General features: G+C 33.3%; 21 protein-coding genes and 1 riboswitch. Of the genes, 15 read left to right on the top strand and 6 right to left on the bottom strand.

Annotation, left to right across the window (positions count from 1 at the left end; genetic code table 11):
* From Q326_RS0109860 to purD, 13 genes are all read left to right on the top strand, one after another.
* The coding region (locus tag Q326_RS0109860) for a hypothetical protein (protein WP_250160333.1) at positions 1 to 502 on the top strand (502 nt) is incomplete at its 5' end.
* A gap of 489 nt (positions 503 to 991) precedes the next feature.
* Positions 992 to 1,111, top strand: a complete 120-nt coding sequence (locus tag Q326_RS19190) for a nucleotidyltransferase domain-containing protein (RefSeq protein ID WP_156936292.1) — start codon at positions 992 to 994, stop codon at positions 1,109 to 1,111.
* Between the two features lie 127 nt (positions 1,112 to 1,238).
* Positions 1,239 to 1,850, top strand: coding sequence for a hypothetical protein (locus tag Q326_RS0109850; protein WP_026895239.1), 612 nt, complete (start codon positions 1,239 to 1,241; stop codon positions 1,848 to 1,850).
* A 907-nt stretch (positions 1,851 to 2,757) separates the two neighbouring features.
* The gene (locus Q326_RS0109840) at positions 2,758 to 3,618 is read left to right on the top strand and encodes an AraC family transcriptional regulator (protein ID WP_026895238.1); all 861 of its coding nucleotides are present in this window, start codon (positions 2,758 to 2,760) and stop codon (positions 3,616 to 3,618) included.
* A 347-nt stretch (positions 3,619 to 3,965) separates the two neighbouring features.
* Positions 3,966 to 4,067, top strand: a riboswitch (purine riboswitch).
* A gap of 176 nt (positions 4,068 to 4,243) precedes the next feature.
* Complete coding sequence (locus Q326_RS0109835; RefSeq protein ID WP_026895237.1) at positions 4,244 to 5,539, top strand: NCS2 family permease; 1,296 nt, start codon at positions 4,244 to 4,246, stop codon at positions 5,537 to 5,539.
* 111 nt (positions 5,540 to 5,650) lie between these two features.
* On the top strand, positions 5,651 to 9,403 hold the full coding sequence (locus Q326_RS0109830) for a phosphoribosylformylglycinamidine synthase (RefSeq protein WP_026895236.1): 3,753 nt from the start codon (positions 5,651 to 5,653) through the stop codon (positions 9,401 to 9,403).
* Between the two features lie 21 nt (positions 9,404 to 9,424).
* A complete protein-coding gene (purE, locus tag Q326_RS0109825) occupies positions 9,425 to 9,919 on the top strand; it encodes a 5-(carboxyamino)imidazole ribonucleotide mutase (protein WP_026895235.1) in 495 nt (164 codons plus the stop codon).
* A 143-nt stretch (positions 9,920 to 10,062) separates the two neighbouring features.
* A complete protein-coding gene (gene purC / locus Q326_RS0109820; RefSeq protein WP_026895234.1) occupies positions 10,063 to 10,764 on the top strand; it encodes a phosphoribosylaminoimidazolesuccinocarboxamide synthase in 702 nt (233 codons plus the stop codon).
* A 34-nt stretch (positions 10,765 to 10,798) separates the two neighbouring features.
* On the top strand, positions 10,799 to 12,184 hold the full coding sequence (gene purF / locus Q326_RS0109815; RefSeq protein ID WP_026895233.1) for an amidophosphoribosyltransferase: 1,386 nt from the start codon (positions 10,799 to 10,801) through the stop codon (positions 12,182 to 12,184).
* A 157-nt stretch (positions 12,185 to 12,341) separates the two neighbouring features.
* On the top strand, positions 12,342 to 13,385 hold the full coding sequence (gene purM / locus Q326_RS0109810) for a phosphoribosylformylglycinamidine cyclo-ligase (RefSeq protein ID WP_026895232.1): 1,044 nt from the start codon (positions 12,342 to 12,344) through the stop codon (positions 13,383 to 13,385).
* Entirely contained in the window at positions 13,373 to 13,996 is a 624-nt protein-coding gene (purN, locus tag Q326_RS0109805; RefSeq protein ID WP_026895231.1) for a phosphoribosylglycinamide formyltransferase, read from the top strand. Before purM ends, purN begins: the two co-directional genes overlap by 13 nt.
* Positions 13,997 to 14,011: 15 nt before the next feature.
* Entirely contained in the window at positions 14,012 to 15,547 is a 1,536-nt protein-coding gene (gene purH / locus Q326_RS0109800) for a bifunctional phosphoribosylaminoimidazolecarboxamide formyltransferase/IMP cyclohydrolase (RefSeq protein WP_026895230.1), read from the top strand.
* Positions 15,548 to 15,733: 186 nt separating this feature from the next.
* Positions 15,734 to 16,990 (top strand): phosphoribosylamine--glycine ligase, encoded by a 1,257-nt coding sequence (gene purD / locus Q326_RS0109795; protein ID WP_026895229.1) that lies wholly within the window; start codon positions 15,734 to 15,736, stop codon positions 16,988 to 16,990.
* A 55-nt stretch (positions 16,991 to 17,045) separates the two neighbouring features.
* Here purD and Q326_RS18495 read toward each other — a convergent pair whose 3' ends face one another.
* A complete protein-coding gene (locus tag Q326_RS18495) occupies positions 17,046 to 17,216 on the bottom strand; it encodes a hypothetical protein (protein ID WP_156936291.1) in 171 nt (56 codons plus the stop codon).
* 231 nt (positions 17,217 to 17,447) lie between these two features.
* Between Q326_RS18495 and Q326_RS0109785 the strand changes: the two genes are divergently transcribed.
* Together Q326_RS0109785 and Q326_RS0109780 are read left to right on the top strand one after the other, a co-directional pair.
* Positions 17,448 to 17,777: a YerC/YecD family TrpR-related protein gene (locus tag Q326_RS0109785; RefSeq protein WP_026895228.1), complete on the top strand. Its 330-nt coding sequence runs from the start codon at positions 17,448 to 17,450 to the stop codon at positions 17,775 to 17,777.
* Positions 17,778 to 17,973: 196 nt separating this feature from the next.
* A complete protein-coding gene (locus Q326_RS0109780; RefSeq protein WP_026895227.1) occupies positions 17,974 to 19,419 on the top strand; it encodes a methyl-accepting chemotaxis protein in 1,446 nt (481 codons plus the stop codon).
* On the opposite strand, the gene Q326_RS0109775 is transcribed toward Q326_RS0109780, so the two are convergent.
* The 5 genes from Q326_RS0109775 to Q326_RS0109755 all read right to left on the bottom strand — a co-directional run bounded on the left by Q326_RS0109775 (position 19,416) and on the right by Q326_RS0109755 (position 24,863).
* Complete coding sequence (locus tag Q326_RS0109775) at positions 19,416 to 20,294, bottom strand: DMT family transporter (RefSeq protein WP_026895226.1); 879 nt, start codon at positions 20,292 to 20,294, stop codon at positions 19,416 to 19,418. The genes Q326_RS0109780 and Q326_RS0109775 overlap by 4 nt on opposite strands.
* 143 nt (positions 20,295 to 20,437) lie before the next feature.
* Positions 20,438 to 20,785, bottom strand: a complete 348-nt coding sequence (locus tag Q326_RS0109770; protein WP_026895225.1) for a P-II family nitrogen regulator — start codon at positions 20,783 to 20,785, stop codon at positions 20,438 to 20,440.
* A 19-nt stretch (positions 20,786 to 20,804) separates the two neighbouring features.
* Complete coding sequence (locus tag Q326_RS0109765) at positions 20,805 to 21,977, bottom strand: cation:proton antiporter (protein ID WP_026895224.1); 1,173 nt, start codon at positions 21,975 to 21,977, stop codon at positions 20,805 to 20,807.
* Positions 21,978 to 22,227: 250 nt separating this feature from the next.
* Complete coding sequence (locus tag Q326_RS0109760; RefSeq protein ID WP_026895223.1) at positions 22,228 to 23,646, bottom strand: YfcC family protein; 1,419 nt, start codon at positions 23,644 to 23,646, stop codon at positions 22,228 to 22,230.
* An 11-nt stretch (positions 23,647 to 23,657) separates the two neighbouring features.
* Entirely contained in the window at positions 23,658 to 24,863 is a 1,206-nt protein-coding gene (locus Q326_RS0109755) for a M20 family metallopeptidase (RefSeq protein WP_034601824.1), read from the bottom strand.
* Between the last annotated feature and the right edge of the window lie 43 nt (positions 24,864 to 24,906).

Raw genomic sequence — 24,906 nt, 5'->3', positions numbered from 1 at the left:
TTTTATGAAAAAATCAATTATTTTATTGATTATTGTATTATCATTTTCACTGATAGGATGTAGTAAAACTGAAGTAACAGATTCTGAAAATGAAATAGAAGTACTAATAGGATATATAGTTATAGAAGATAATAATTTGTATTTTGACCAGGTTGAGATTGTCAAAATAGAAGATAAAAAAAGAATGGAAGAGCTTGATTTAGATGAAAGCGATATGCCAAATGGATATGTGATTATAAATGAAAATCAAGAAAAAATAACTTATGAATTAGCAGATAAAGTAGATTATAAATTTACTGATATAAACCTTAATTTCATAGAAGAGTCAGAAGCAGAAGGGGATAGGATATATATTACAACAAAGAAAGATGAATTTTTTAAACATCTAGGTGAATATAATTTAAATAATATTCCACTTTCTGAACAAACAATACCTTATTTTATTAAAGTTCAAGACGGAAAAGTTATTGGCATTGAAGAAAAATTTAAATATACAATTTAATCGGCGTATTGCATAATATTTTATATTAAATGTTTTACTATGAATAATATTAATGTCTTATTTTTCCAAATAAGCAAATGACTAACTATCAAGTATAACCCTTCGCATCAAAATAATGAGATGAATAAATTTTAAAAATTCTGAAAAACATTAAATGTGACTACACAAGATAAATAACAACCTTAGAGAGAATTAATCAATAAACTAGTTCTCTCTAAATTTATATTTAAAACATAAAAATAGCTTTAAATACCAAACAAAAATTATAATTTTTACCCGACCCTGCATATGGGGAACATGCTATAATAATGACACGAGCAGAAGCTTCTGATAAATCAATAGGTTTGAAGTTTTATCCTAAAATATTATTGAAGCTATAATTACAAATGTTATTTGTCTAATGATATAATAGATCTATAGTTAAATAAATTAAGGGTGTTTATTATGATGACTTCTAGCGTTATTTAAATTAAAACAACAAAAGAAAAAATGATTCCAATATTAAAGAGTTACCCAGTAGATAAGGCAATATTAGTTGGTTCATCTGTAAAAGATAAAGCTATTTATGGCAGTGACATAGATTTATATATTGATACAAAAAAGTACTGAAAAAAATGAATGAAAACATTAAAAAATCCTACGCTAATGCCTTATTATCATTAGCTACTGGAAGATATATATTAAATGGTAGCCCCCTTGCTTTCGGCGAAGGGAAGGTAAAAGGAGGATTAAAAACATGATTAATTACAAGAAACCTAAACTTTGGGTGGCGTTAGTTTCGATTATTTTTTTAATAGTGGTTGCTATTGTCCTGATATCAAATTCTAATAAATCTATAGATAATACATCTCTAAATATAGCTGATTTTTATGGAGAATACACATTTGATGAAGTAGTATATATGCCCAAATCTCCTGCAATAAGTGAAGAACAATATCAAAATGACTTAAAAGCAATAACAGAAACTTTCACAGATGTAAAGTTTTCAATAGAAGAGAGTTATTTCTATGAAACTTCAGGAACGTTTGGAGAAAATCCATCAGAAGGTTTTGAATTTATCACCATAAAGGACTACGGTGATAAATATTATGATGATTTAGCCAGAGAAAATCTTGAGAATTTTGAGGGTTTGAGTTCTATATTTGACTATGATGACATTAAAAAAGAATTAGGTGTCAATGAAATCAAGCATTATACTATGTATGTAGAAGATGGGATTTTGTCAAATCCTATGTTTTATATAACAAAAGATAATATTTTTGTCGCCATGGAAACTATATCCTTTGGAGGAACAGAAGACGATTTAAAGGTATATACTCATTATTTATTGAAACTTAAAGAAAATTAACAATGGCTTCTATTTTGAAATATGATCTTTAAAATTAAATAATTTAATGAAGGAAATTATATAGCTTTAAGTTATATCGAAGATATTTTAGAGTGTTAGTTGGACATAATTCATAAAATGCGTCGTTAAATAGTTTGTAATTTAAAATATCCAGTTTGTCTTAATTCTAAATTAGTAAAGTTCAATACAAACATTACACAAAGAAGTAGGAAAGAAATGAAGGAAGAAAAAGTACCAGTTACTGAGTTGGATTTTCAAAAAAAACTAAATAGAAAGCAAAAAATTGGTACAGTTTCATCCGCTGTAATAGCGCTCTTGTGCATGTATGGGCTTTACATTATGTAATTGGAAATTTAGAGGGGGCATATTTGGAAAATATCGTTTTAGCAACACAAATCTTAGAGATTGGCCATTAATGCAGGTGCAAATTCTTTATTAACTTGAAATGAGGGATTTTATCATTAATTTCCAAGTGATATGGGAAAAAATTATAAAAGAATAACAGGATAGATTTTGTATTAGAAAAATATTTTGTACTGGCTTATAAATAGTAAGAAGGTAAAATAGTGGATAAAAGAAGTGAACAAGATAAAGAGAATAAAGGCAAAATAGAAGAATATAAAAAAATCCAATGATTAATTTTGCAGATTCAATAAATTGTTCGAAGGTAGGTGATTTAAGTAACTTAACAAAAGGAGGTTGCTTAAATAATATTATAACCACAGCTATAATCATTGGGATATTATTTTTTATTACTCGATCTTCCAATTAAGTTGAATTATAATAGCAAAGGTATATAAGGAAGTATTTCAGTAGATTTAATTCATATTTTCTCTCTTATTTGTGCATTAAAAGAGAGGAAATATAATTCCCTTACATTATACTTAATTATAAAGGAGGAAAGAGGATGGAATGGATAGAACGATTAAATAATGCCATAAATTATATTGAGGAGCATTTAGAAGATGAGATTAATTATGAACAGGTTGCAAAAATTGCGTGCTGCTCAACATATCATTTTCAGAGAATGTTTTCTTATATGGCAAATGTACCCCTTGCAGAATATATTCGCCGTAGACGCATGACAATAGCGGCTGTTGATTTACAAAATAATAATGAGAAGGTCATTGATATTGCTTTGAAATATGGGTATAATTCTCCCACCGCATTTAACCGTGCATTTCAGAGGATACATGGAATTACACCATCAGAGGCGAAAATAAAAGGTGCATTAATCAAAGCATTCCCTCCTATTAGCTTCAAAATAACAATTAAGGGAGATGTGGAGATGAATTATAAAATCGAACAGAAGGATAGCTTTAGAATCGTTGGAGTGGCACAATCTTTACACAAGGAAATTGAGAAAAACTTCGAGACTGTTCCTAAGATGTGGCAAAAAGCGGCAGAGAGTGGAACGGTAGAAAAACTGGTTTCTATGATGAACTTGGAACCTATGGGTGTACTTGGAGTAAGTGCATGTAATGAAGAAGAAGAGTGGAAATATTATATTGCTGTGGCAAGCGATAAACCTATGGATAAAGAGTTTGAGGAATATATTGTTCCTAAATCAACTTGGGCAATTTTTTATGGAGAAGGTGCTATGCCCCATTCCATACAAGAACTTGAAAAAAGAATTATAACTGAATGGCTTCCTACATCGGGCTATGAATATGCCAATGCACCTGATATTGAAGTGTATCTATCAGCAGATTCACAAAATGCAAAGTTTGAAGTATGGATTCCTATTGTAAAAAAATATAACCAATAGATATAAATATGAAAAAAATCATTATAAAGATAGAAAAAGGTTGCACTTTATATGTGGAGCTCTTTTCTATCTTTATCTAGAAATATATTTTACAAACACTGTGAATTTAGCTTAAAAAATCCATGGAGGAAGTAACGGGATTGGTTCATGATTTAAAGGAAATGGTAAACAAATTAAAGGGATTAATTGAAAAATGTGAAATCAGCTAACTTATAAAAAATATAAAGTTGAAATGTTCGGATATATAAAAAATATTGATGAAAAAAATACGGTTAAATATTCGTAAAACCTATTGACTTTAAAAAAATCATTTGTTATCATGTAGTTAGTAATTGGTATAAATTTTTTGAAAAAATATAATAATAACTCATATATATCTCGGAATATGGCTGAGGTGTTTCTACCAGGTAACCGTAAATTACCTGACTATGGGTGAAAGTGTATCTAGGGTTCCGAAGGTATTACCTTGACTGGTCCGAGTGGTACAAGTATTACTTAATGTAATACTACACCGAGGGGAGAAAAGCCCGGGCGGGTAGGTTTCACTTATGGTTCCTACTTGCTGGGGCTTTGTGCATTTTTTGAGTCCCTTGGTCCCATAGAAAAATATAGGAGGTATGACAGAATGGATTCATTTTTCAAACTTAAAGAACACAACACTGATGTAAAAACAGAAATTATGGCAGGGATTACCACATTTATGACTATGGCTTATATATTAGTGGTTAATCCATTGATGCTTTCCAGTGAAGGCGTTGGGATGGATTTTGGAGCAGTATTTACTGCTACAGCTTTATCCGCAGTTATAGCTACTTTGGTTATGGCTATTTATGCTAAATTGCCCTTTGCATTGGCACCAGGTATGGGTCTAAATGCATTTTTCGCATTTACTGTGGTTGCAGGTATGGGGTATTCTTGGGAGTTTGCCCTTACAGCGGTATTTTTAGAGGGAATTATATTTATAATACTTACATTTTTGAATGTTAGAGAAGCTATAATAAATTGTATACCAGTGAGCATAAAAAATGCTATCTCTGTAGGAATTGGATTATTTATAGCATTTATAGGATTAGTTAATGCAGGAGTTATACAAACTGGAGATGGAACTATATTGGCATTGGGAAATATTACTGAAGGAAAGGCACTTCTTGCGATTATAGGCCTTGTTATAACAGGTCTTTTAGTGGCTAAAAATATAAAGGGAGCATTGCTTATAGGTATAGTAGTGACTACTCTTATAGGTATTCCTATGGGCATAACAAAAGTACCTGCACAGGTGGCTAGTTTACCACCATCATTGAGTCCCATAATGTTTAAATTTCAATGGGATCAGATATTTTCCATGAAAATGTTGATCATATTATTTACATTTTTATTTGTAGATATGTTTGATACAGTTGGTACCCTTATAGGTGTATCAGCTAAAGCAGGATTATTAAATGAAAAGGGAGAAGTTCCCAATGCTAAGCAGGCCCTTTTTGCCGATTCCATAGGGACTACTGTGGGGGCATGTTTAGGAACAAGTACAGTTACTACTTATGTGGAAAGTGCAGCAGGGGTTGCAGAAGGTGGAAGGACAGGACTTACTGCATTATCCGCAGCAGGAATGTTTGGTATAGCGTTATTCTTTTCTCCATTATTTACTATGGTACCAGAGGCTGCTACTGCACCTGCATTGGTATTGGTGGGACTATTTATGATGTCTCCTATTAAAAATATAGATTTTGATGATTATACTGAGTCAATACCTGCATTTTTGACTATTATAATGATGCCCCTTGCATATAGTATAGCTGAAGGTATTGTTTTTGGGATGATTTCTTATGTATTACTTAAATTATTAACAGGTAAATTTAAAGAGGTATCACCATTGTCAGTTTTCTTGGCGATATTATTTGTAGCTAAATTCTTTATAGAATAAATATAAATCCAACTCAATTATAAAAGTCCGAGATAGATTATTCTATATTCGGGCTTTTATACTCTATCTCTTTTAAAAAAGGATAAATAATATAAAAGGAAGGTGTCTTTTATGTGTGGCAATGTTAGAAGGGCTTTTGTTGAAAAAAGGTTAGGTTATGATGTAGAGGCCGTTCATCTTTATAACGATTTTAAGGAAAATTTAAGTATTGATGGATTGGAATCTGTAAGGGTTATAAATAGGTATGATATGTCCAATATATCTGATAAAGATTATATGGAAGCCGTAAATACTATACTTTCTGAATCTACTATAGATAATGTATATTACGAAAATATAGATATAGATAATTCAGATAAAGTGTTTGCAGTGGAGTATTTGCCAGGACAATATGACCAGAGGGCAGACTGGGCAGCCCAATGTGTTCAGATACTTACCCAGGGTCCAGTACCCAAAGTACATGTGGCTAAGGTTATAGTATTAAAAGGCAATATATCTGAAGGTGAATTTGGAAAGATAAAGTCATATTATATAAATCCAGTGGATTCAAAGGAGGCTTTGCTAGATAAGCCAGATACTTTAGACTTCCAATATGATATACCAGAAGATGTGGATATAGTAGAAGGATTCACAGAGATGGATATGGATAAATTAATGGGATTAATAGATGTCTTTGGATTTGCTATGGATATAGAAGATTTGAAGTTCTGCCAAAGATATTTTAAAGATGAGGAAAATAGGGAGCCTTTTATAACAGAGCTAAAGGTAATAGACACTTATTGGTCAGATCATTGTAGACATACTACCTTTCAAACCAATATAGACAAGATTATATTTGAAGATGGAGAATATAATGAGGTAATAAGAAAAGCATATAATGAATATTTAGAATCTAGAAAATATTTGTACCAAGATAGGAAAAAAGATGTATGTCTCATGGATTTAGCCACCATAGCCATGAAGGAGTTAAGAAAAAAAGGAAAATTGGATGACTTAGAAGTATCTGATGAGATAAATGCAGCTAGTATTATGGTGGATGTGGATGTAAATGGAGAATATCAAAAATGGTTAATCATGTTTAAAAATGAAACACATAATCATCCCACAGAAATAGAACCCTTTGGAGGGGCGGCAACATGTCTAGGAGGTGCCATAAGGGACCCATTATCAGGCAGGTCATATGTATATCAGGCCATGAGAGTTACAGGGAGTGGAGACCCTAGAACACCTATAGAAGAGACATTGTCAGGGAAATTACCTCAACGAAGAATAACTATAGATGCAGCAAAGGGATATAGCTCATATGGTAATCAAATAGGATTGGCTACAGGGCAGGTAGCAGAGATATATCACAATGATTATATAGCTAAGAGGATGGAAATAGGAGCAGTAATAGCGGCTGCACCAAAGGAAAATGTGGTAAGGGAAAAGCCACAAAAGGGAGATATAATACTCCTAGTTGGTGGCAGAACAGGAAGAGACGGATGTGGAGGAGCTACAGGATCATCTAAGGAACATACTGAAGAATCTATATATACATGTGGAGCAGAGGTACAAAAAGGTAATCCTCCAACAGAGAGAAAAATCCAAAGGCTATTTAGAAATTCAAATTTAAGTAGACTAATAAAAAAATGTAATGATTTCGGTGCTGGAGGGGTATCGGTAGCTATAGGTGAATTGGCAGATAGTCTTGAAATAGATCTAGATAAGGTTACTAAGAAGTATGAAGGATTAGATGGAACAGAGCTTGCTATATCTGAATCTCAAGAGAGAATGGCGGTAGTTATAGACAATGATGATCTAGAAGAGTTTACTAAATATTGCAAAGAAGAAAATCTAGAATCCACAGTAGTTGCTAAGGTGACTGATAATAATAGATTGAAGATGAATTGGAGAGGAAATACCATATTGGATATTAGTAGGACATTTTTAGATACAAATGGTATTACTCAACATACTACTGCTGTAGTAACTGAACCTAGTAGAGAAAATTATATGGACAGATTACCTGAGCATATAAATTCAAAAGACAATATAGGCAAACAGTGGATGGATAATCTGAAGCATCTAAATGTGGCATGTCAAAAGGGATTGGTGGAGAGGTTTGATAGTAGTATAGGAGCAGGGTCTGTACTCATGCCCTTTGGTGGAAAATATCAATTGACTCCCACAGATGGTATGGTTGCAAAAGTGCCTATGACCATAGGAGAAACCAATACATGTACAATTATGACATATGGATTTGATCCTAATCTTTCTAAATGGAGCCCATTCCATGGAGGATTATATGCAGTAATTCATTCTATAGCCAAAATTGTAGCATTAGGTGGAGATTATAAGGGTATAAGGCTTACATTACAGGAATATTTTGAAAAGCTGGGCAAAGATCCTAAAAAATGGGGAAAACCATTGAGTGCATTGCTGGGAGCATTTTATGCTCAGAAGAATCTAGAGATACCAGCTATAGGAGGAAAGGATAGTATGTCAGGTACATTTAATGATTTACATGTCCCTCCCACATTGGTGAGTTTTGCTGTGAATGTATCTGATGCTAGAAATATTGTATCGCCAGAGTTCAAGGAATACCATAGTAAGGTGATATTGATTCCTGTATCTGTTGATGACTATGGAATGGTTGACTTTAAAAAATTAACTAAAGGATATGAGAGGATATATAAACTTATAAGTGAAAAAAGAATACTTTCAGCTTACACCGTAGGATTTGGAGGTATGGCAGCCGCATTAAGTAAAATGAGCTTTGGAAATAAAATAGGAATGAAATTTATTGAGAATATAGAAGACGTAGATCTTTTCAATCCTCATTATGGTGCAATAATATTAGAGGTCAAAGGGGAAGATAATCTAAATGAAATGTTACAAGGTGTAGAATACAGAGTATTGGGTGATACCATTGTTGATGCCGTTATAGAAATAAATAGAGAAAAAATAGATTTAAATAGTGCCATAGATAATTGGATTGAACCATTGAATGATATATTCCCCATAGAGGAAGAAAATAAAACTGATGTAGAAGAAGCCAATTTAGTAAGTACACGAAAGAATATTAAAAGTTCTTCAAATATAAAGATAGCAAAACCTAGGGTATTTGTACCAGTGTTTCCAGGAACAAATTGTGAATATGATACAGCTAGAGCATTTGAACGAGCAGGAGGAATACCAGAAACTTTTGTATTCAAAAATCTTTCATCTAAAGATATACAATATTCCATAGAGGAAATGGTTAAAGGTATAAGAAACAGTCAAATAATAGCTATACCTGGTGGATTTAGTGCAGGGGATGAACCTGATGGATCAGGGAAATTTATAGCTACAGTATTTAGGAATCCTAGGATAAGAGAAGAGATTATGGAATTTATAAAAAATAGAGATGGACTTATGTTGGGAATATGTAATGGATTTCAGGCATTGATAAAATTAGGATTGGTACCCTTTGGGGAGATAGTTGATTTAGACAAAGATTGTCCAACATTGACATTTAACAATATAGGGCGACATGTATCTACTATGGTACAAACTAAAATCACATCAAATTTATCTCCATGGTTCAATAATACAAAGGTGGGAGATATCCATACGATTGCGGTATCCCATGGAGAGGGAAGGTTTGTGGCCAATGAAGATATGTTGAAAAAACTTAGAGATAATGGGCAAATAGCTACCCAGTATGTTGAAGGCTCTAACCCCAATGGATCTGTCTATGGAATAGAGGGCATAACTAGCCCTGATGGAAGGATATTGGGTAAAATGGCCCACTCGGAAAGGATTGGAAGAGATATTGCTAAAAATGTACCGGGAAATAAAGACCAAAGGATATTTGAAGCAGGCGTAAGGTATTTTTATTAGTAAATAAAGGGAGGTTAAAAAATGAAGGTTGCTATAGTGATGGGAAGTGATTCAGATTTTCCAGTGGTGGAAAAGGGACTCAAGATATTAAAGGAATTTGGTGTAGATGCAGAGGTTAGGGTTATATCAGCCCATAGAACTCCAGACAAGGCCATGGAATTTGGAAAGAATGTTGAAAAAAGAGGGATAGAAGTAATAATAGCAGCTGCAGGAAAGGCGGCCCATTTGGGAGGAGTATTGGCAGCAGAGACTACACTGCCAGTGATTGGATTACCAATAAAGTCATCTACAATGGATGGATTAGACTCGCTATTGTCCATAGTACAAATGCCAAAGGGGATACCTGTGGCCACAGTAGCAATTAATGGAGCTGAAAACGCAGCACTTCTAGCAATAGAAATGTTGTCGTTAAAATATGATGAATTAAAGACAAAATTAAAGACATATAGAGAAGATATGGCAAAGGAAGTTGAGAAAAAAGATAGAGAGATACAGAAGAGAGTTAGTAGCCTGTAGTTCACAGTCGATAGTTGAAGGAAGCAATCCTACGCATTTTATCTTTTAGCTAAGAGCTAAGAACTAAGAGCTAAGAACTAAGAACTAAGAACTAAGAACTAAGAGCTAAGAACCAAGAACTAAAATAAAGGGAGGAAAAATTCATGGAAAAATTAGATATGTTATATGAAGGTAAGGCGAAAAAGGTATTTAAAACTAATGATGAAAAGAGATATATAGTTGAATATAAAGATGATGCAACGGCATTTAATGGAGAAAAGAAGGGCACAATAGTTGGGAAGGGCATAGTAAACAATAAGATGTCTGGATTATTATTTAAATTGCTAGAAGAAAAGGGCGTTAAAAATCACTTTGAAGAGATCATAAGTGACAAAGAGATGATAGTTAAAGCAGTAAAGATATTGCCATTAGAGGTTATAGTTAGAAATGTAGCAGCTGGTTCCCTTGCTAAGAGATTGGGACTTAAAGAGGGTACAATAATGAAGTCTACAGTATTGGAGTTTTCCTACAAAGATGATGATTTGGGAGATCCAATGATAAACGAATATCATATAAAGGCTATGGAGTTGGCTACTGATGAACAATTGGATATCATAAAGAAGTATGCATTTATGGTAAATGATACCTTGATGGAATTCTTTGGACAAAAAGGAATAAAACTTATAGATTTTAAACTAGAATTTGGTTTATTTGATGGAGAAGTTATATTGGCAGATGAGATATCACCAGATACTTGTAGGTTATGGGATGCAAAAACTAATGAAAAATTAGACAAGGATAGATTTAGAAGGGATATGGGCAATGTAGAAGAGGCATATCTTGAAGTGTTGGGCAGAATCCAATAGTTAGATATTTTATCCTTGGAAAGGGGTGTAAACATTGTTTGAAGAAATGGATAAATTAAAAGAAGAGTGCGGAGTGGTAGGGGTTTATGCTAATAAAGGGAATGTATCAAAGATGGTATATTATGGGCTCTATGCTCTTCAACACAGAGGACAGGAAAGTGCAGGTATTGCCGTAAGCGACCAAGGGAAAATATCCCATCATAAAGGGATGGGGCTTGCTCCAGAGGTATTCGAGGACAAGACATTAGATAGTCTAAGTGGAAATATAGGGATAGGCCATGTGCGATATTCTACATTTGGAGAGAGTCTCATAGAAAATGCCCAACCATTGGTAGTTAGATATAAAAGGGGAAATATAGCGTTGGCCCATAACGGTAGTTTAGTTAATTCTGAAGCATTAAGAGAGATAATGGAAGATGACGGGGTAGTATTTCAGACTACTATAGATACAGAAGTAATAGCCAATTTAATAGCTAGATACCACAATAAAGATATAATTAAATCTATAAAAAATACTATAGAAGTGTTAAAAGGTGCATATTCTTTGGTAATAGTGTCCGAAGACAAGCTTATAGGTGTAAGAGATTCTTTAGGATTAAGACCTCTTTGTTTAGGCAAGTTTGAGGATGGATATGTGTTGGCATCGGAAAGCTGTGCATTGGATACTATTGGTGCAGAGTTTGTAAGAGATGTAGACCCTGGCGAAATAGTAATAATAGACGAAAATGGTATAGAAACCATAAAGAGCGACAAATGGTGTAATAGAAAGATGTGTGTGTTTGAATATATATACTTTGCAAGACCTGATAGCACAATTGATGGAATAAATGTATATCTATCTAGGAGTGAAGCTGGAAAGATGTTAGCTAGAGAGGCACCAGTAGAGGCGGATGTGGTTATAGGTGTACCCGATAGTGGGACCCCTGCTGCTATAGGATATGCAGAAGAATCAGGTATTCCCTTTGGGATAGGACTTATTAAAAACAAGTATATAGGCAGGACATTCATACAGCCTACTCAAGCATTGAGGGAGCAGGGAGTTAAAATCAAATTGAATGTGTTGAAGGAAAATGTAGAAGGAAAAAGGGTAGTAATGGTAGATGATTCCATAGTAAGGGGAACAACTAGTAAAAGGATTGTGGATATGTTGAAAAAGGCAGGTGCTAAAGAAGTTCATGTAAGGGTAAGTTCACCTCCAGTAAAATATCCTTGTTATTTTGGCATAGATACACCCTATAGAGAGAACTTGGTTGCAGCTAATTATACTACAGATGAAATAAGGGATATGATAAATGCAGATACTTTACATTTTCTCACTATCAAAGGATTGTCAGAGGCAACAGGAGAAAAGAAGGGATACTGTAAGGCATGCTTCGATGGAAACTATCCCATGGAAGTACCTAGAGTAGAAGGTAATTAGTCCGTAGTTAGTAGTCAATAGTTAATAGTTAGTAGTTAGTAGTTAGTAGTTAGTAGTTAGTAGGGCATGGTAGAAATTCTGTGAATTTCAATTTCTTTAACTAAGAACTACGGACTACGAACTACGAACTATGGACTAAATAACAGGAGGTGTAATGATGAAGGATAAGGGAATAAGCTATAAAGATGCGGGAGTAGATGTAAAAGCAGGATATGAATCGGTTAAGTTGATGAAAAAGTATGTTAAAGAAACCTTTACTAAAGGAGTAATTTCTGATATAGGCGGTTTTGGAGGTATGTTTGCACTGGAGATGGGAAGCTATGATGAACCCATATTAGTTGCAGGAACTGATGGAGTTGGTACAAAGATTAAGATTGCATTTATGATGGATAAACATGATACTGTGGGACAAGATTGTGTGGCTATGTGTGTAAATGATGTACTGTGTCAAGGGGCTAAACCCCTATTTTTCTTAGATTATATTGCCACAGGAAAGTTGATTCCTGAAAAGGTATCAGAGATAGTGAAGGGTATATCATCAGGATGTAAAAAAGCAGGTGCAGCCCTCATCGGTGGAGAAACTGCTGAAATGCCTGGCATATATAGTGAAGGAGAATATGATTTAGCAGGATTTACAGTGGGAATAGTAGACAAGAAAAATCTAATAAATGGAAGTAATATATCAGAAGGAGATACCCTTATAGGGATACCATCTAGTGGACTCCATAGCAATGGATTCTCTTTAGTGAGAAAAGTATTATTTGATATAAATAATTATGATATAGATGAATATTTTGAAGAATTGGGTACCACATTGGGAGAGGCATTGATTGTGCCTACAAAAATATATATAAATCCTATATATGATGTAATAAAATCATTTAATATAAAGGGAGTAAGTCATATAACTGGGGGAGGTTTTTATGAAAACATACCTCGGATGTTACCAGATGGATATGGAGCAGATATAGATATGAGAGATGTACAAATCCCTAATATATTTGATTTCATAAAAAAGGCAGGAAATATAGATATAGATGAAATGTATTCCACATTTAATATGGGGATAGGTCTAGTTATGGCAGTAGATACCAGAGATGTGGACAATGTTATGGAATTTATCAAGGAAAGGGGCGAAGATGCCCATATTATAGGTAGAGTTATAAAGGATAAGGAAGGAATCGACATATGTCATCAGTAAATATAGGAGTACTAATATCAGGTGGTGGAACTAATCTACAATCTATAATAGATAATGTAGATACAGGCTATATAAATGGTAGCATTAAGGTGGTTATATCCAATAAAGAAAATGCCTATGGTTTAGTAAGGGCAGAAAAGAAAGGCATAGATAGCATATTTATAGATAAGAGTAAATATCAAAGTACAGAAGATATGGATAAGGCCATAATCAAAGAGCTTCAAGATAGAGATGTGGAGTTGGTAATATTAGCAGGGTATATAAATATTCTCAGTGAAGGATTTATAGAGTACTACCAAAACAGAATAATAAATATACACCCTTCCTTAATACCAAGTTTTTGTGGAAAGGGATTCTATGGCATTAGGGTTCATAGGGCAGTGGTAGATTATGGAGTTAAAGTCACAGGAGCTACAGTACATTTTGTAGACAAGGGGACAGATACAGGTGCCATAATACTACAAGATACAGCTTATATCTCTCCAAATGATACGCCAGAAGATGTACAACAAAAGGTCCTTAAGATAGAACATAGATTACTACCAAAGGCAGTGAAATTATATTGTGATGGAAAAATAAAGTTGGATGGAAGAAAGGTTATATTAGAATAAAGGAGTTGTATTAACATGAAAAGAAGGGCATTGGTAAGTGTTTATGATAAAACAGGTATAGTTGAATTTGTGAAGGAACTTGTAGCTATGGATTGGGAAATTGTATCTACAGGTGGTACAGCTAAGAAGCTTAAGGAAGCGGGTATAGAGACTATAGATGTATCAGATATAACAGAATTTCCAGAGTGCTTTGATGGCAGAGTAAAGACTTTGCATCCCAGGATACATGGAGGACTATTGGCATTAAGGGATAATAGTGAGCATATGGACACTATGGGCGATTTGAATATACAGCCTATAGATATGGTTATAAACAATCTGTACCCATTTAAGGAAACACTGTTAAATGAAAATTCTAAACATATGGATATAATAGAGAATATAGACATAGGTGGTCCATCTATGCTTAGAGCTGCAGCTAAAAACTATAAATTTGTTACAGTTGTTATAGATCCCAAAGACTATAATACGGTGATTGAGAAACTTAAAGCAGATGGAGATATAGATGAAAAGACTAAAACATATTTGGCTGCAAAGGTATTTCAGCATACCAGTACATATGATACATTGATTTCATCATACTTTAATGATATAGCAGGTATTGAATTTCCTGATTTTATATCTTTGACATATGAAAAAAGACAGGATTTAAGATATGGAGAAAATCCACATCAAAAAGCTGCATTTTATGAAGATATGATAGAAGTTCATGGGACCCTTTCTGATGCGGTACAATTCCATGGTAAAGAGTTGTCCTTCAATAATATAAATGATACCAATGGAGCATTGGAGATATTGAAGGAATATGATGATATTACGGTAGTAGCTGTAAAACATGCTAATCCCTGTGGGATAGGGAGTGGTAACTCTGTTAAAGAGGCATTTAAAAAGGCATATGAAGGAGATAAGATATCTATATTTGGAGGGATAGTAGCTTCAAATGAGGAAATAGACAAAGAAACTGCTAAAATGATAAATAAGATATTTATAGAGGTAGTAATAGCTCCTTCATATACAGATGAAGCACTTGACATATTAAAAGGTAAAAAGAATATAAGAATACTTAAATTGGACAATATAAAAAGAAAAAAATATGTTACTAGAGATATGAAGAAGGTATTGGGCGGTATATTAGTACAGGATAGAAACGAAGAATTACTTAAGGGTGATTTAAAAGTAGTTACTGATAGAAAGCCTAGTGATAAAGAGCTGGAAGATTTATTGTTCGGATGGAAAGCTGTAAAAAACACTAAATCCAATGGCATAGTATTGGCTAAGGATAAGGGGACAGTGGCAGTAGGTCCAGGACAGGTTAGTAGGATATGGGCATTGGAAAATGCAATAAAACAAGCTGGACAAAATACTAAAGGGGCAGTTATGGCATCGGACGCATTTTTCCCATTTCCCGATTGTGTGGAGGCAGCATTTAAAGCAGGAATTACTGCGATAATTCAGCCTGGAGGCTCCATAAGAGACCAAGAATCTATAGATGCAGCCAATAAATATGGTATAGCCATGGTATTTACAGGCATGAGACATTTTAAACATTAGAAGATAGTTAGTAGTAAGTAGTTCGTAGCCTATGGTAGAAATTTTATAAATTTCTTTATTAAAATAGAAATCCTACGGATTTCAACTACTAACTACTAACTACTAACTACTAACTACTAACTACTAACTACTAACTACTAACTACTAACTAGTTATTACTAACTGCATTTAAGGAAGGGTGATGAAATGAAGGTTTTGGTTGTGGGAAATGGTGCTAGGGAACATGCATTGGTTTGGAAGATAGCTCAAAGTAATAAAGTATCCAAGATATATTGTGCCCCTGGTAACGGTGGAATAAGTAATATAGCCCAATGCGTAAACATAAACCCTGGTGATGTGGATACATTGTTGGGATTTGCACTAAAAGAAGGAATTGACCTTACAGTGGTAGGCCCAGAATTACCTCTAGTAAATGGTATAGTAGATAAATTCAATGAAAAGGGACTTAATATATTTGGTCCCAATAAGAAAGCGTCCATGTTGGAAGGGAGCAAGACATTTTCTAAAAGATTTATGGAAAAATATGATATCCCAACTGCTAGATTTAAATCATATGACAATGCACAGGATGCAATAGGGGATTTGGATAATTTTGATTGCCCATTGGTAATAAAAGCCGATGGACTTGCAGCAGGTAAAGGTGTAGTAATATGTAATACTTATAAAGAAGCAGAAGATACAATTTTACAGATGATAGAAAAAAATAAATTTGGAGATGCAGGAAAAAATATTGTTATAGAGGAATTTTTAGAGGGAATAGAGGTATCTTTATTGTGTTTTGTAGATGGTAAAAATATAGTGCCTATGGAGAGTGCCAGAGATTATAAAAAGGCATTGGATGGAGATAAAGGATTAAACACTGGTGGTATGGGATGCTTTTCTCCTAATCCCATATTAAATGAAGGATTAACCAATAGAATAAACAAAGAGATACTCACTAAAATAATGACAGGATTTAATAGAGAAAATATTGAGTTTAAAGGGGTACTTTTTATAGGATTCATGATTACTGAAAAGGGACCTAAGATATTAGAATTCAATGTAAGGTTTGGTGATCCAGAGACAGAGGTAGTTATCCCTAGGCTTGAATCAGATATAATAGATATCTTTACTAAGGTTATAGATGGAAATATAAATTCCTCAGATATTAAGTGGTCAAATAAAAGGACCCTCTGTGTAATAGCTGCATCGGGAGGATATCCCGAGAGCTATGAAAAGGGCAAATTAGTATCAGGATTAGATAGTTTGGATGACGATATACTTGTATTTCATGGTGGGACAAAGAATATAGATAAAGACATATATACAAATGGAGGAAGGGTTTTAGCAGTAACAGCACTGGGGGAAAATCTATACGAGGCAAGGGAAAAGGCATATAAAAATATAAAAAAAGTAAAATTTCAAGGTATACAATATAGGAATGATATAGGAAAATTAGATTAGTAGTCATTTTACTAAAAAAGAGAGGCTAAAATTTTAGCCTCTCTTTTTTAGTAATTTATTTCATATCTTGGACATTGTTTATAACAGAATTGGTATAGAATCTCATGGTGTCTATGGCATCTACGTCTCTAATCATACTCCATGGAAAGACTAAACCGTTTATTTGATTTTCAAATTCAGCCTTTTTTTTACCTTTATATATGCTAAACTTTTCTTTATCTGCCATAACATTATCCTCCTATTGTTGTGGAAGTATAGTTAATAGCAAGTAATTAGTAGTAAATAATCATATATAAAACTCGATTAAAGACTATTAATTACGAACTAATAATATTCTTCCCCGATTTTGACACAGATATTATGTAAAAATAGTATATATTATTGAGATATATGTTAAAATAATAATATAAGGGAAGCAAAAGGAAGTCAGTAAAATAAGGTTTAAGGGGGCGATTTTTTGACATATGAGTCTAAGATTAAGGATAAGGTTATAGATGAGCTGTTTGAAGCTGTATTGAAATTGGAAAATATGGAAGAATGCTACAGATTTTTTGAGGATATTTGTACCATAAAGGAGATAGAGTCCATCGCCCAAAGATTGCAGGTGGCAAAACTTCTTAGACAGGACAAGACTTATAATTATATAGAAGATGAAACAGGAGTAAGTACGGCAACTATAAGTAGGATTAGTAGATACCTGAATTATGGAGCAAATGGATATAATATAATATTAGAGAGATTAGGGTATAGTGATAAAAAAGCAGATATAGAAGAGGAAAATGATTAGAATAACATGTAAATATATCGAAAATATGGAAAATGGGAGAGGGTAGAATTGTAATTCTATTTTCTCCCTTATTCCATGCCTTTAAAAAGTTTCATAAAATAAAACTTGATATTGTATGATAAAAAATATTCTATATTATTTAATTATAAAATATTGGGTATATATTTAAACGTGTTGAAGAAAAGGAGGAAGAAATATGTTTTTGAATAAAGGTCATTATGAAGAAATGATAGATAAAATAATTAATGGAGAATTAAATGAGGAAAATGTGAAAAAAAATGATAGAGTTGCTAAAAAGCTCATTGATTTAAATCGCCATTTTTCGTTAAATAAAGATGATGTTAAAAAGCTGATGAATTATGCCATAAGTATAGCTGTAGATATAAGTAAATTTGATGTAAATCTTAGGCACCAATCTTCTAGGGTAGTAGATAGTACAAATAATATCAATGAAATATCCCAAGTAATATATAGTACCTTTGAGGAAATAACTGCAAGCATGGATGTGGTAGAAAAAAATAGTGGTGAATTTGTAGATTCAATGAACAATATATCCCATAAAGCTAATGATATCAAAAAAGGAGTTATAGATAATAATGAAACTTTGGAGTATATAGAGCAGGATATAGTTGAGGTTAAATCTATTACAGAAAAAATGAGTAATAATGTAGGAGAGCTTATTGATGTGGCAGATAAGGTAAATAAAGCATTGGAGAGCATTAACGGCATAGCAGAACAGATAAATATGTTGGCATTAAATGCATCTATAGAAGCAGCTAGAGCAGGAGAACATGGAAGGGGATTCAATGTAGTAGCAGAGGAGATAAGAAAACTTTCTATAGATACTAAGGAATTGGTTGGTTCATTGGGAGGCCTTGTAGATAAAATAAATATAGCGTCATCTCATAGTTCAGAAAGTGTAAGCAAATCTGTAGAAGGTATATCTAAAATTAACGAAAGGATTGAACATATAGGAAAAAGCTTTGATGAGACTGAGAATTTTGTAAAAAAAATAGATGATGACATAAATAGTGTCAATGCATTTAGTCAAGAATTAAGTGCATCCATAGAACAGGTTTCAGCAGCGATGGAAGAGACTGTTACTACCACTGAAAAGATGAATAAAGTAGTAGAGAATTTATCGGATGTTTCATTGGAGATAGAGAATATAGCTGAAAACATGGATAAATTAGAGAAAAAGGTATCTAGATCTGCCAAAATAAGTGGAGAGATAGGTAGTACAGAGATGTGTAGGTTTACTAACGATGAGTTTATAAATGCAGTTAAGCCTTCTATACAGGCCCATAGGAAGTGGGTTAATGTACTTAGAGATATGGTCGATTATATGGATGTAAGACCGTTACAGACAGATAGTCATAAATGCTCATTTGGACATTTTTATCATTCAGTGGAACCTAAACATCCAGAAATCATAAAACCATGGAGGGAAATAGATGAATACCATGATACATTACATAATTTGGGTCATGAAGTAATAGAGAATATACAAGCAAATAATAAAAAAGCTGCTCAAGAAAACTTAGAGCAGGCAGTTGAAATTTCTGAAAATATTATATCTATTTTCGAAGATTTAGTAGATACCGCTGGGAAGTTAAAAGAAAGAGGAGAAATGGTATTTTAGATCTTTTTGACTACGGCTATAATTAATGAAGACAATATAATAAGGCTTCCTATTAGCCCTTTAAATAGTATGACCTCATTAAGTATAATATATGCCAATATAAGAGTAAATAGGGGTTCACCCAATAATATGACTCCAGCAGCCTCCGGAGTGGCTGTTTTCATAGCTTTAGTCTGAAGAAACATGGTCATTCCGGTACCAAATACCCCCATTACTATTATTGGAATAATACCTTCCCAAATTAATTTTAAATCTAATCCTTCAAGTATAGCAGCAAAAATAAGACTGACCATTGCCACGAAGCCAAGTTGGATCAAAGACAATTTATGATCATCCATATCTTTACCGAATTTTTCTAATATGAGCATATAAAAAGTATAGGATAGTGCACAGAGTATAGTGATAGAATCTCCCAAATTAAAAGAGCCACCATTAATTTCAGAAATTAGTCGAAGCCCTATAACAGAGAGTATAACCGTTGTAACAGTCCATTTAGAGGGAATTTTTTTATATATTATAGTCTGCATTATGGGTATAAACAATACAGAAAGTGCCGTAAGAAACCCTGATTTTGATGCACTGGTATATTTAAGACCCAATACATTTAATGCATAGGTAGTAAATATCAAAAGTCCCAATATGGTCCCTAGTTTTAAATCTTTTTTCTCTATAGTTTTTACCTTTTTAGGTGCCATAAGAAAAACGATTAGCCCTCCAAAAGCAAATCGTCCAACTAAAAGATGAAATACAGGGATATCACCTATATACATCTTTACTATTATTGTTCCTAAAGCCCATGTAAAAGAGGATAATAACAAATAAAAATAGGCAACTATTAATGTATTATCCTTTGAAATCTCCACAGTTTTATCCATAATATTCACCTTTTTATAATATAATAGTATTAAGATATATAGAAATACATCTTGTGTTACGGACTACATACGCACTGTTATCACAAGATTAATAATTCCTTATATACCCAAGAACTATTATATCATAAAAATCAATATATATATTAATCTTTTATAGCTTTTGAACCGTGACATTCTAACACTGGAAGCACAAACATAAAACCAACTCCAGGATGTTTAAAATAATCTAACTCTACTTTGAATTTTTCGATAACAGCATCTAACTTTTCCTTATCTTTAAATACACTTATTATTGTTTTGTTATAAGGTTTATTGTTTTCTACTAATCTTCTCAATCCTGAAAAAATCGGTATATCTAAGTCATGCTCAATTAATACCTTTCCCATACCTAGACTATCTATTATGGTAGCACCAGCACCTGCCTGATATAGATCTTCCATAAGTGCATCCAGTTTGTATACATCATTTAATATGAGAAATAAGCAGTACATTGTAAAACCTCCTTTAAGATTATATATTAGCTTCTTTGGCGTTCATTATAGCTTTTTTAGTAGCAATAGGTCCAATTATCTCAGTAAATATTGTAGTAGCTAATAATATAGTAATAACTATAGAACCCAATGGTGAACCACTAAATTCTCTACTTACTACAATGGCTAGTCCCACTGCAACACCTACTTGGGACAATAGACCAAATCCTATGTTTTTAGTTACAATATTAGGCGCTTTAGCTAATTTACCTCCCAACATTGCTCCTAGAATTTTTCCTGCTATTCTAAACAATAGATATGCCACTCCTATTATACCTATATGGGGCAATAGTCTTATATCTAATCTTGACCCTGCCAATATAAAAAATGAGGATATAATTGGTGGAGAAAATAATTCCAGTGATGAAAAAGCTCTTCTACTATTGGATGAAACATTGGCTACCATTATACCTAAACTCATAGCTGCCAAAAGAGGAGATAGGTTAAACATTCCACTTAATCCTACTAATAGAAGGATGGTTCCCACGGTAAATGGAAGCATTTCAGATTCTTTTCTAGATATCTTAATTAAATAAACCAATAGAATACCTAGAACAGCACCGCATACTATGGATAGAGCTATTTCCATTATTGGATGTACCAAGACCTTATATATGGTAACTACTTCATGTTTGATAAATACCTTTGCTATAGATGAAGCTATGGAATAAATCATAAGACATATTGCATCATCTATGGCCACAACACCTAAAAGAGTACTGGTTAAAGGCCCTTTAGCGCCATATTCCTTTAATACCATTACAGTAGCTGCGGGAGCAGTAGCAGAAGATACGGCTCCTAATATAAGGGCTGTAGATATATCTTGTTTAAGTACAAGCATTATTCCTGTTACCAAGATAAATGCTCCAAATGCTTCGCAAAATGCTATCAAGAAAATACTCTTTCCTAATTTACGAATTACAGGTAGTTTCAATTCACTACCTATGTTGAAGGCAATAATCCCAAGGGCAAGATCGCTTAAAAAAGACAAATTTTCTATTATGGTACTATCAAGGATATTTAATCCTGATATTCCCATTATAAGACCAGCGATAATATATCCTGCTACAGCAGGAACATTTAACTTATTTAATAATCTACCCAAAATAATACCTAAAATTAATGAAATTCCCAAACTTATAAATGGATTCATAAATAAACACCTCTCTTACAAAAAATTACAATTAAAAATAAGCCCATTGTTTATAATATTCCTTTAAATGTAATTAGTAAAATCTTATTTGAGGGTAATAGAAAGGATATATACCTATTTGAGACGATTATTATAAAATATCAAAATTTGTCGTAAAAACTGAAAAAATTAGAAGAACCAAAAAAACATTATTTAACCCCACGATTTATTGTCGTGGGGTTAAATAATATCTTACAATCAATATATCTTATTAAAATGGTCCGAAGTTAATCATATGAGCTATAAATACCAATATTCCAGCTACTACATATTCTATTAATAATAGTGGTAAAAACCATTTTGCCCATTTACTCCAAGGAACCTTGGCCAATGCAAGCCCAGCCATGAAGAATCCCGATGTAGGAGTAAATATGTTTGATATACCATCACCAAACTGATAAGCAAGAACAGCGGTTTGTCTGGTAACACCTACTAAATCAGAAAGGGGGGCCAATATAGGGATGGAAACTGCTGCTTGTCCACTTCCTGAAGGTACTATAAAGTTCAAGAAACATTGGAATACATACATACCTACGGCTGCAAATGCTGAAGGCAATTGGGATACTACTCCAGAAGTAGTGTATAATATAGTATCCAATATATGTCCCTCAGTAAGTACTACTAGTATGGCACGGGCAAAACCTACAACTAATGCACCACCAGCTAAATTAGCCATACCCTTTATTAATTCTTCAGCAAATCCATTGAAACCAAGTTTTCCCACAAGGGCAACAACTATTGCCATACCTAAAAATAGTGCAGATATCTCTTGTATATACCACCCATATTTAACTACTCCAAATACTAATAGTCCTATTGTGGCTGCAACAGTTAAAAGTACTAATTTATGATTACCTGTAAGGGGAGTTAAGTTATTTAGATCTAATACATCTTCCCTAGTTTTGTCAAACTCATACATTAAACTGCTTTTAGGGTTTTTCTTTACCTTACCAGCATACCAATATACAAAAGAAGTTGCTAAAGTTATCATGATAGCGTATACAACTAGTCTATAACCCATACCAGAAAATAGCGGAAGTTCAGCTATACCTTGTGCAACACCTACAGTAAAGGGATTCATAAATGCACCAGCAAATCCTGCACCAGCTCCAGCCAATACCATTCCAACTCCTGTAAGGGAGTCAAAACCTAGTCCTATTGCTAAGGTTACCATTATGGGAATAAAGGGCAAGGTTTCTTCTGCCATACCGAATATACCCCCACCTAAAGAAAATGCAAACATAATTATTGGAATTAGAGCTTTTTCTCTTCCAGCCATTGACTTAGTGATTTTTCCAAGAACGGCTTCTATAGCCCCTGTAGCTTCAACAACTGCAAAGGAACCACCTACTATAAATATGAAAAATATAATTTCTGCAGTTTCTGCCATGCCCTTTGGAACTGATTTTAGAAAACCAAATAGATTAACAGGGGTTTTCTCCATATACTGAAAAGAATCGGGATCAACAACGGTTCTGCCGCTGGCAGCTTCCATCATACTATATTCTCCAGCGGGAATTAGATAAGTAAGAACAGTACATATTGCAACAATACACAGTAGAATTACATATACATGGGGTACTTTAAATTTTTTCTTTTTGCCATTGGCAACATTAGAATTGTCACTCATATAAAAACCTCCTATAATTTATTATTACAAAAATCTATTGCTATAGTAGCATAGATTAATGTAGCAGGATAAATTTGAGTCTTATCTATAAACTCTTCAGAAGAATGGGCAGACTCCAAATCTCCAGGAGCAAATATTATTGTAGGAATATTTCCATAGCTACTGAGAAGCCCACCATCACTCCATGCGGGGAAAAATGTAAGTTTAGGCTGTTTAATATATATTTTATTTGTCAAGTTTTTAGTTATAGTGACTAATGGATGTTTTGTATCAGTTTCCAGTGCTTCATGTACATATCCTTTTCTCATAACACTTTCATCCATGATTTTCATTTCACATCTAAATTTAGGATCTTTTTTAGCCATTTCATCTATAACATCTTGATATTGTTTTAACACATCTTGATATTTTTCACCGGGAATCCATCTCCTATCAATCTTTAAGATACAATTTCCTGCTACGGTACTTGGTTGAGTGCCACCTTCTATGGTACCATAATTCATAGAAGATGTGCCTATAATGGAATGATTATTTGAATAAATCTCAGGGATAACATTTTCTTTAATATTTTGAATAAAATCAGAGGCCTTAGATATAGCATTTATACCTTCACTTTGTTTTCCACCGTGTACAGTCTTGCCTTTGAAATGGAATTCAATCCACTCTAGACCTCTATGGGCAACACATATATCCATATCTGAAGGTTCCCCTACTATAGCCCCATCTACACTCAAGCCTTCTTCTAGTAATGCTATAGTACCTTCGCTCCCTTCTTCTTCATCAATGACACCAGCAAAGATTAAGTCTCCATCAAGAACTATTTTTGACCTTTTTATCGCAATCATAGAAGCAATCATACAAGATAAAGGACCTTTCATGTCTACAGTTCCTCTACCATATAATTTATTGCCGTCTACTTTTAATGTACATGGATCTTTCATGTCATAAGGAGGAACGGTATCAATATGACCTGTGAGTAATAAAGATTTGCCATTACCTGTACCCTTAAGTTTAGCTATTACATTACATCGTCCTTCAGTTACAGGGATCACATTGGCAGATATACCTTCTTTTTCAAAAATACCTTTAATACATTGTGCTACCTTTGTCTCTTGATTTTCTATACCGGGATAGCTAGGGATTTCTACTAATTTTTTTATGATTTCTACAACCTCACTTTCCGATATAGATGATTTGATTCTTTCTAAATTTTCCATATCTAAAAACTACCTCCTTTGTTCATTGAACGAACCATAAGTG

Source organism: Clostridiisalibacter paucivorans DSM 22131, from assembly GCF_000620125.1.
GTDB lineage: Bacteria > Bacillota > Clostridia > Tissierellales > Clostridiisalibacteraceae > Clostridiisalibacter > Clostridiisalibacter paucivorans.
This window is presented reverse-complemented; position numbering and strand designations above follow the sequence as displayed.

Coding starts and splice junctions, on each gene's coding strand:
- Q326_RS0109775 (WP_026895226.1), bottom strand. CDS start 20,294: ATGGATAAAACTGTGGAGATTTCAAAGGATAATACATTAATAGTTGCC.
- Q326_RS0109760 (WP_026895223.1), bottom strand. CDS start 23,646: ATGAGTGACAATTCTAATGTTGCCAATGGCAAAAAGAAAAAATTTAAA.
- Q326_RS0109770 (WP_026895225.1), bottom strand. CDS start 20,785: ATGTACTGCTTATTTCTCATATTAAATGATGTATACAAACTGGATGCA.
- Q326_RS0109830 (WP_026895236.1), top strand. CDS start 5,651: ATGTGTGGCAATGTTAGAAGGGCTTTTGTTGAAAAAAGGTTAGGTTAT.
- Q326_RS0109765 (WP_026895224.1), bottom strand. CDS start 21,977: ATGAATCCATTTATAAGTTTGGGAATTTCATTAATTTTAGGTATTATT.
- purD (WP_026895229.1), top strand. CDS start 15,734: ATGAAGGTTTTGGTTGTGGGAAATGGTGCTAGGGAACATGCATTGGTT.
- Q326_RS0109840 (WP_026895238.1), top strand. CDS start 2,758: ATGGAATGGATAGAACGATTAAATAATGCCATAAATTATATTGAGGAG.
- Q326_RS0109755 (WP_034601824.1), bottom strand. CDS start 24,863: ATGGAAAATTTAGAAAGAATCAAATCATCTATATCGGAAAGTGAGGTT.
- purC (WP_026895234.1), top strand. CDS start 10,063: ATGGAAAAATTAGATATGTTATATGAAGGTAAGGCGAAAAAGGTATTT.
- Q326_RS19190 (WP_156936292.1), top strand. CDS start 992: ATGATTCCAATATTAAAGAGTTACCCAGTAGATAAGGCAATATTAGTT.
- Q326_RS0109850 (WP_026895239.1), top strand. CDS start 1,239: ATGATTAATTACAAGAAACCTAAACTTTGGGTGGCGTTAGTTTCGATT.
- Q326_RS18495 (WP_156936291.1), bottom strand. CDS start 17,216: ATGGCAGATAAAGAAAAGTTTAGCATATATAAAGGTAAAAAAAAGGCT.
- purH (WP_026895230.1), top strand. CDS start 14,012: ATGAAAAGAAGGGCATTGGTAAGTGTTTATGATAAAACAGGTATAGTT.
- purN (WP_026895231.1), top strand. CDS start 13,373: ATGTCATCAGTAAATATAGGAGTACTAATATCAGGTGGTGGAACTAAT.
- purM (WP_026895232.1), top strand. CDS start 12,342: ATGAAGGATAAGGGAATAAGCTATAAAGATGCGGGAGTAGATGTAAAA.
- Q326_RS0109835 (WP_026895237.1), top strand. CDS start 4,244: ATGGATTCATTTTTCAAACTTAAAGAACACAACACTGATGTAAAAACA.
- purE (WP_026895235.1), top strand. CDS start 9,425: ATGAAGGTTGCTATAGTGATGGGAAGTGATTCAGATTTTCCAGTGGTG.
- Q326_RS0109780 (WP_026895227.1), top strand. CDS start 17,974: ATGTTTTTGAATAAAGGTCATTATGAAGAAATGATAGATAAAATAATT.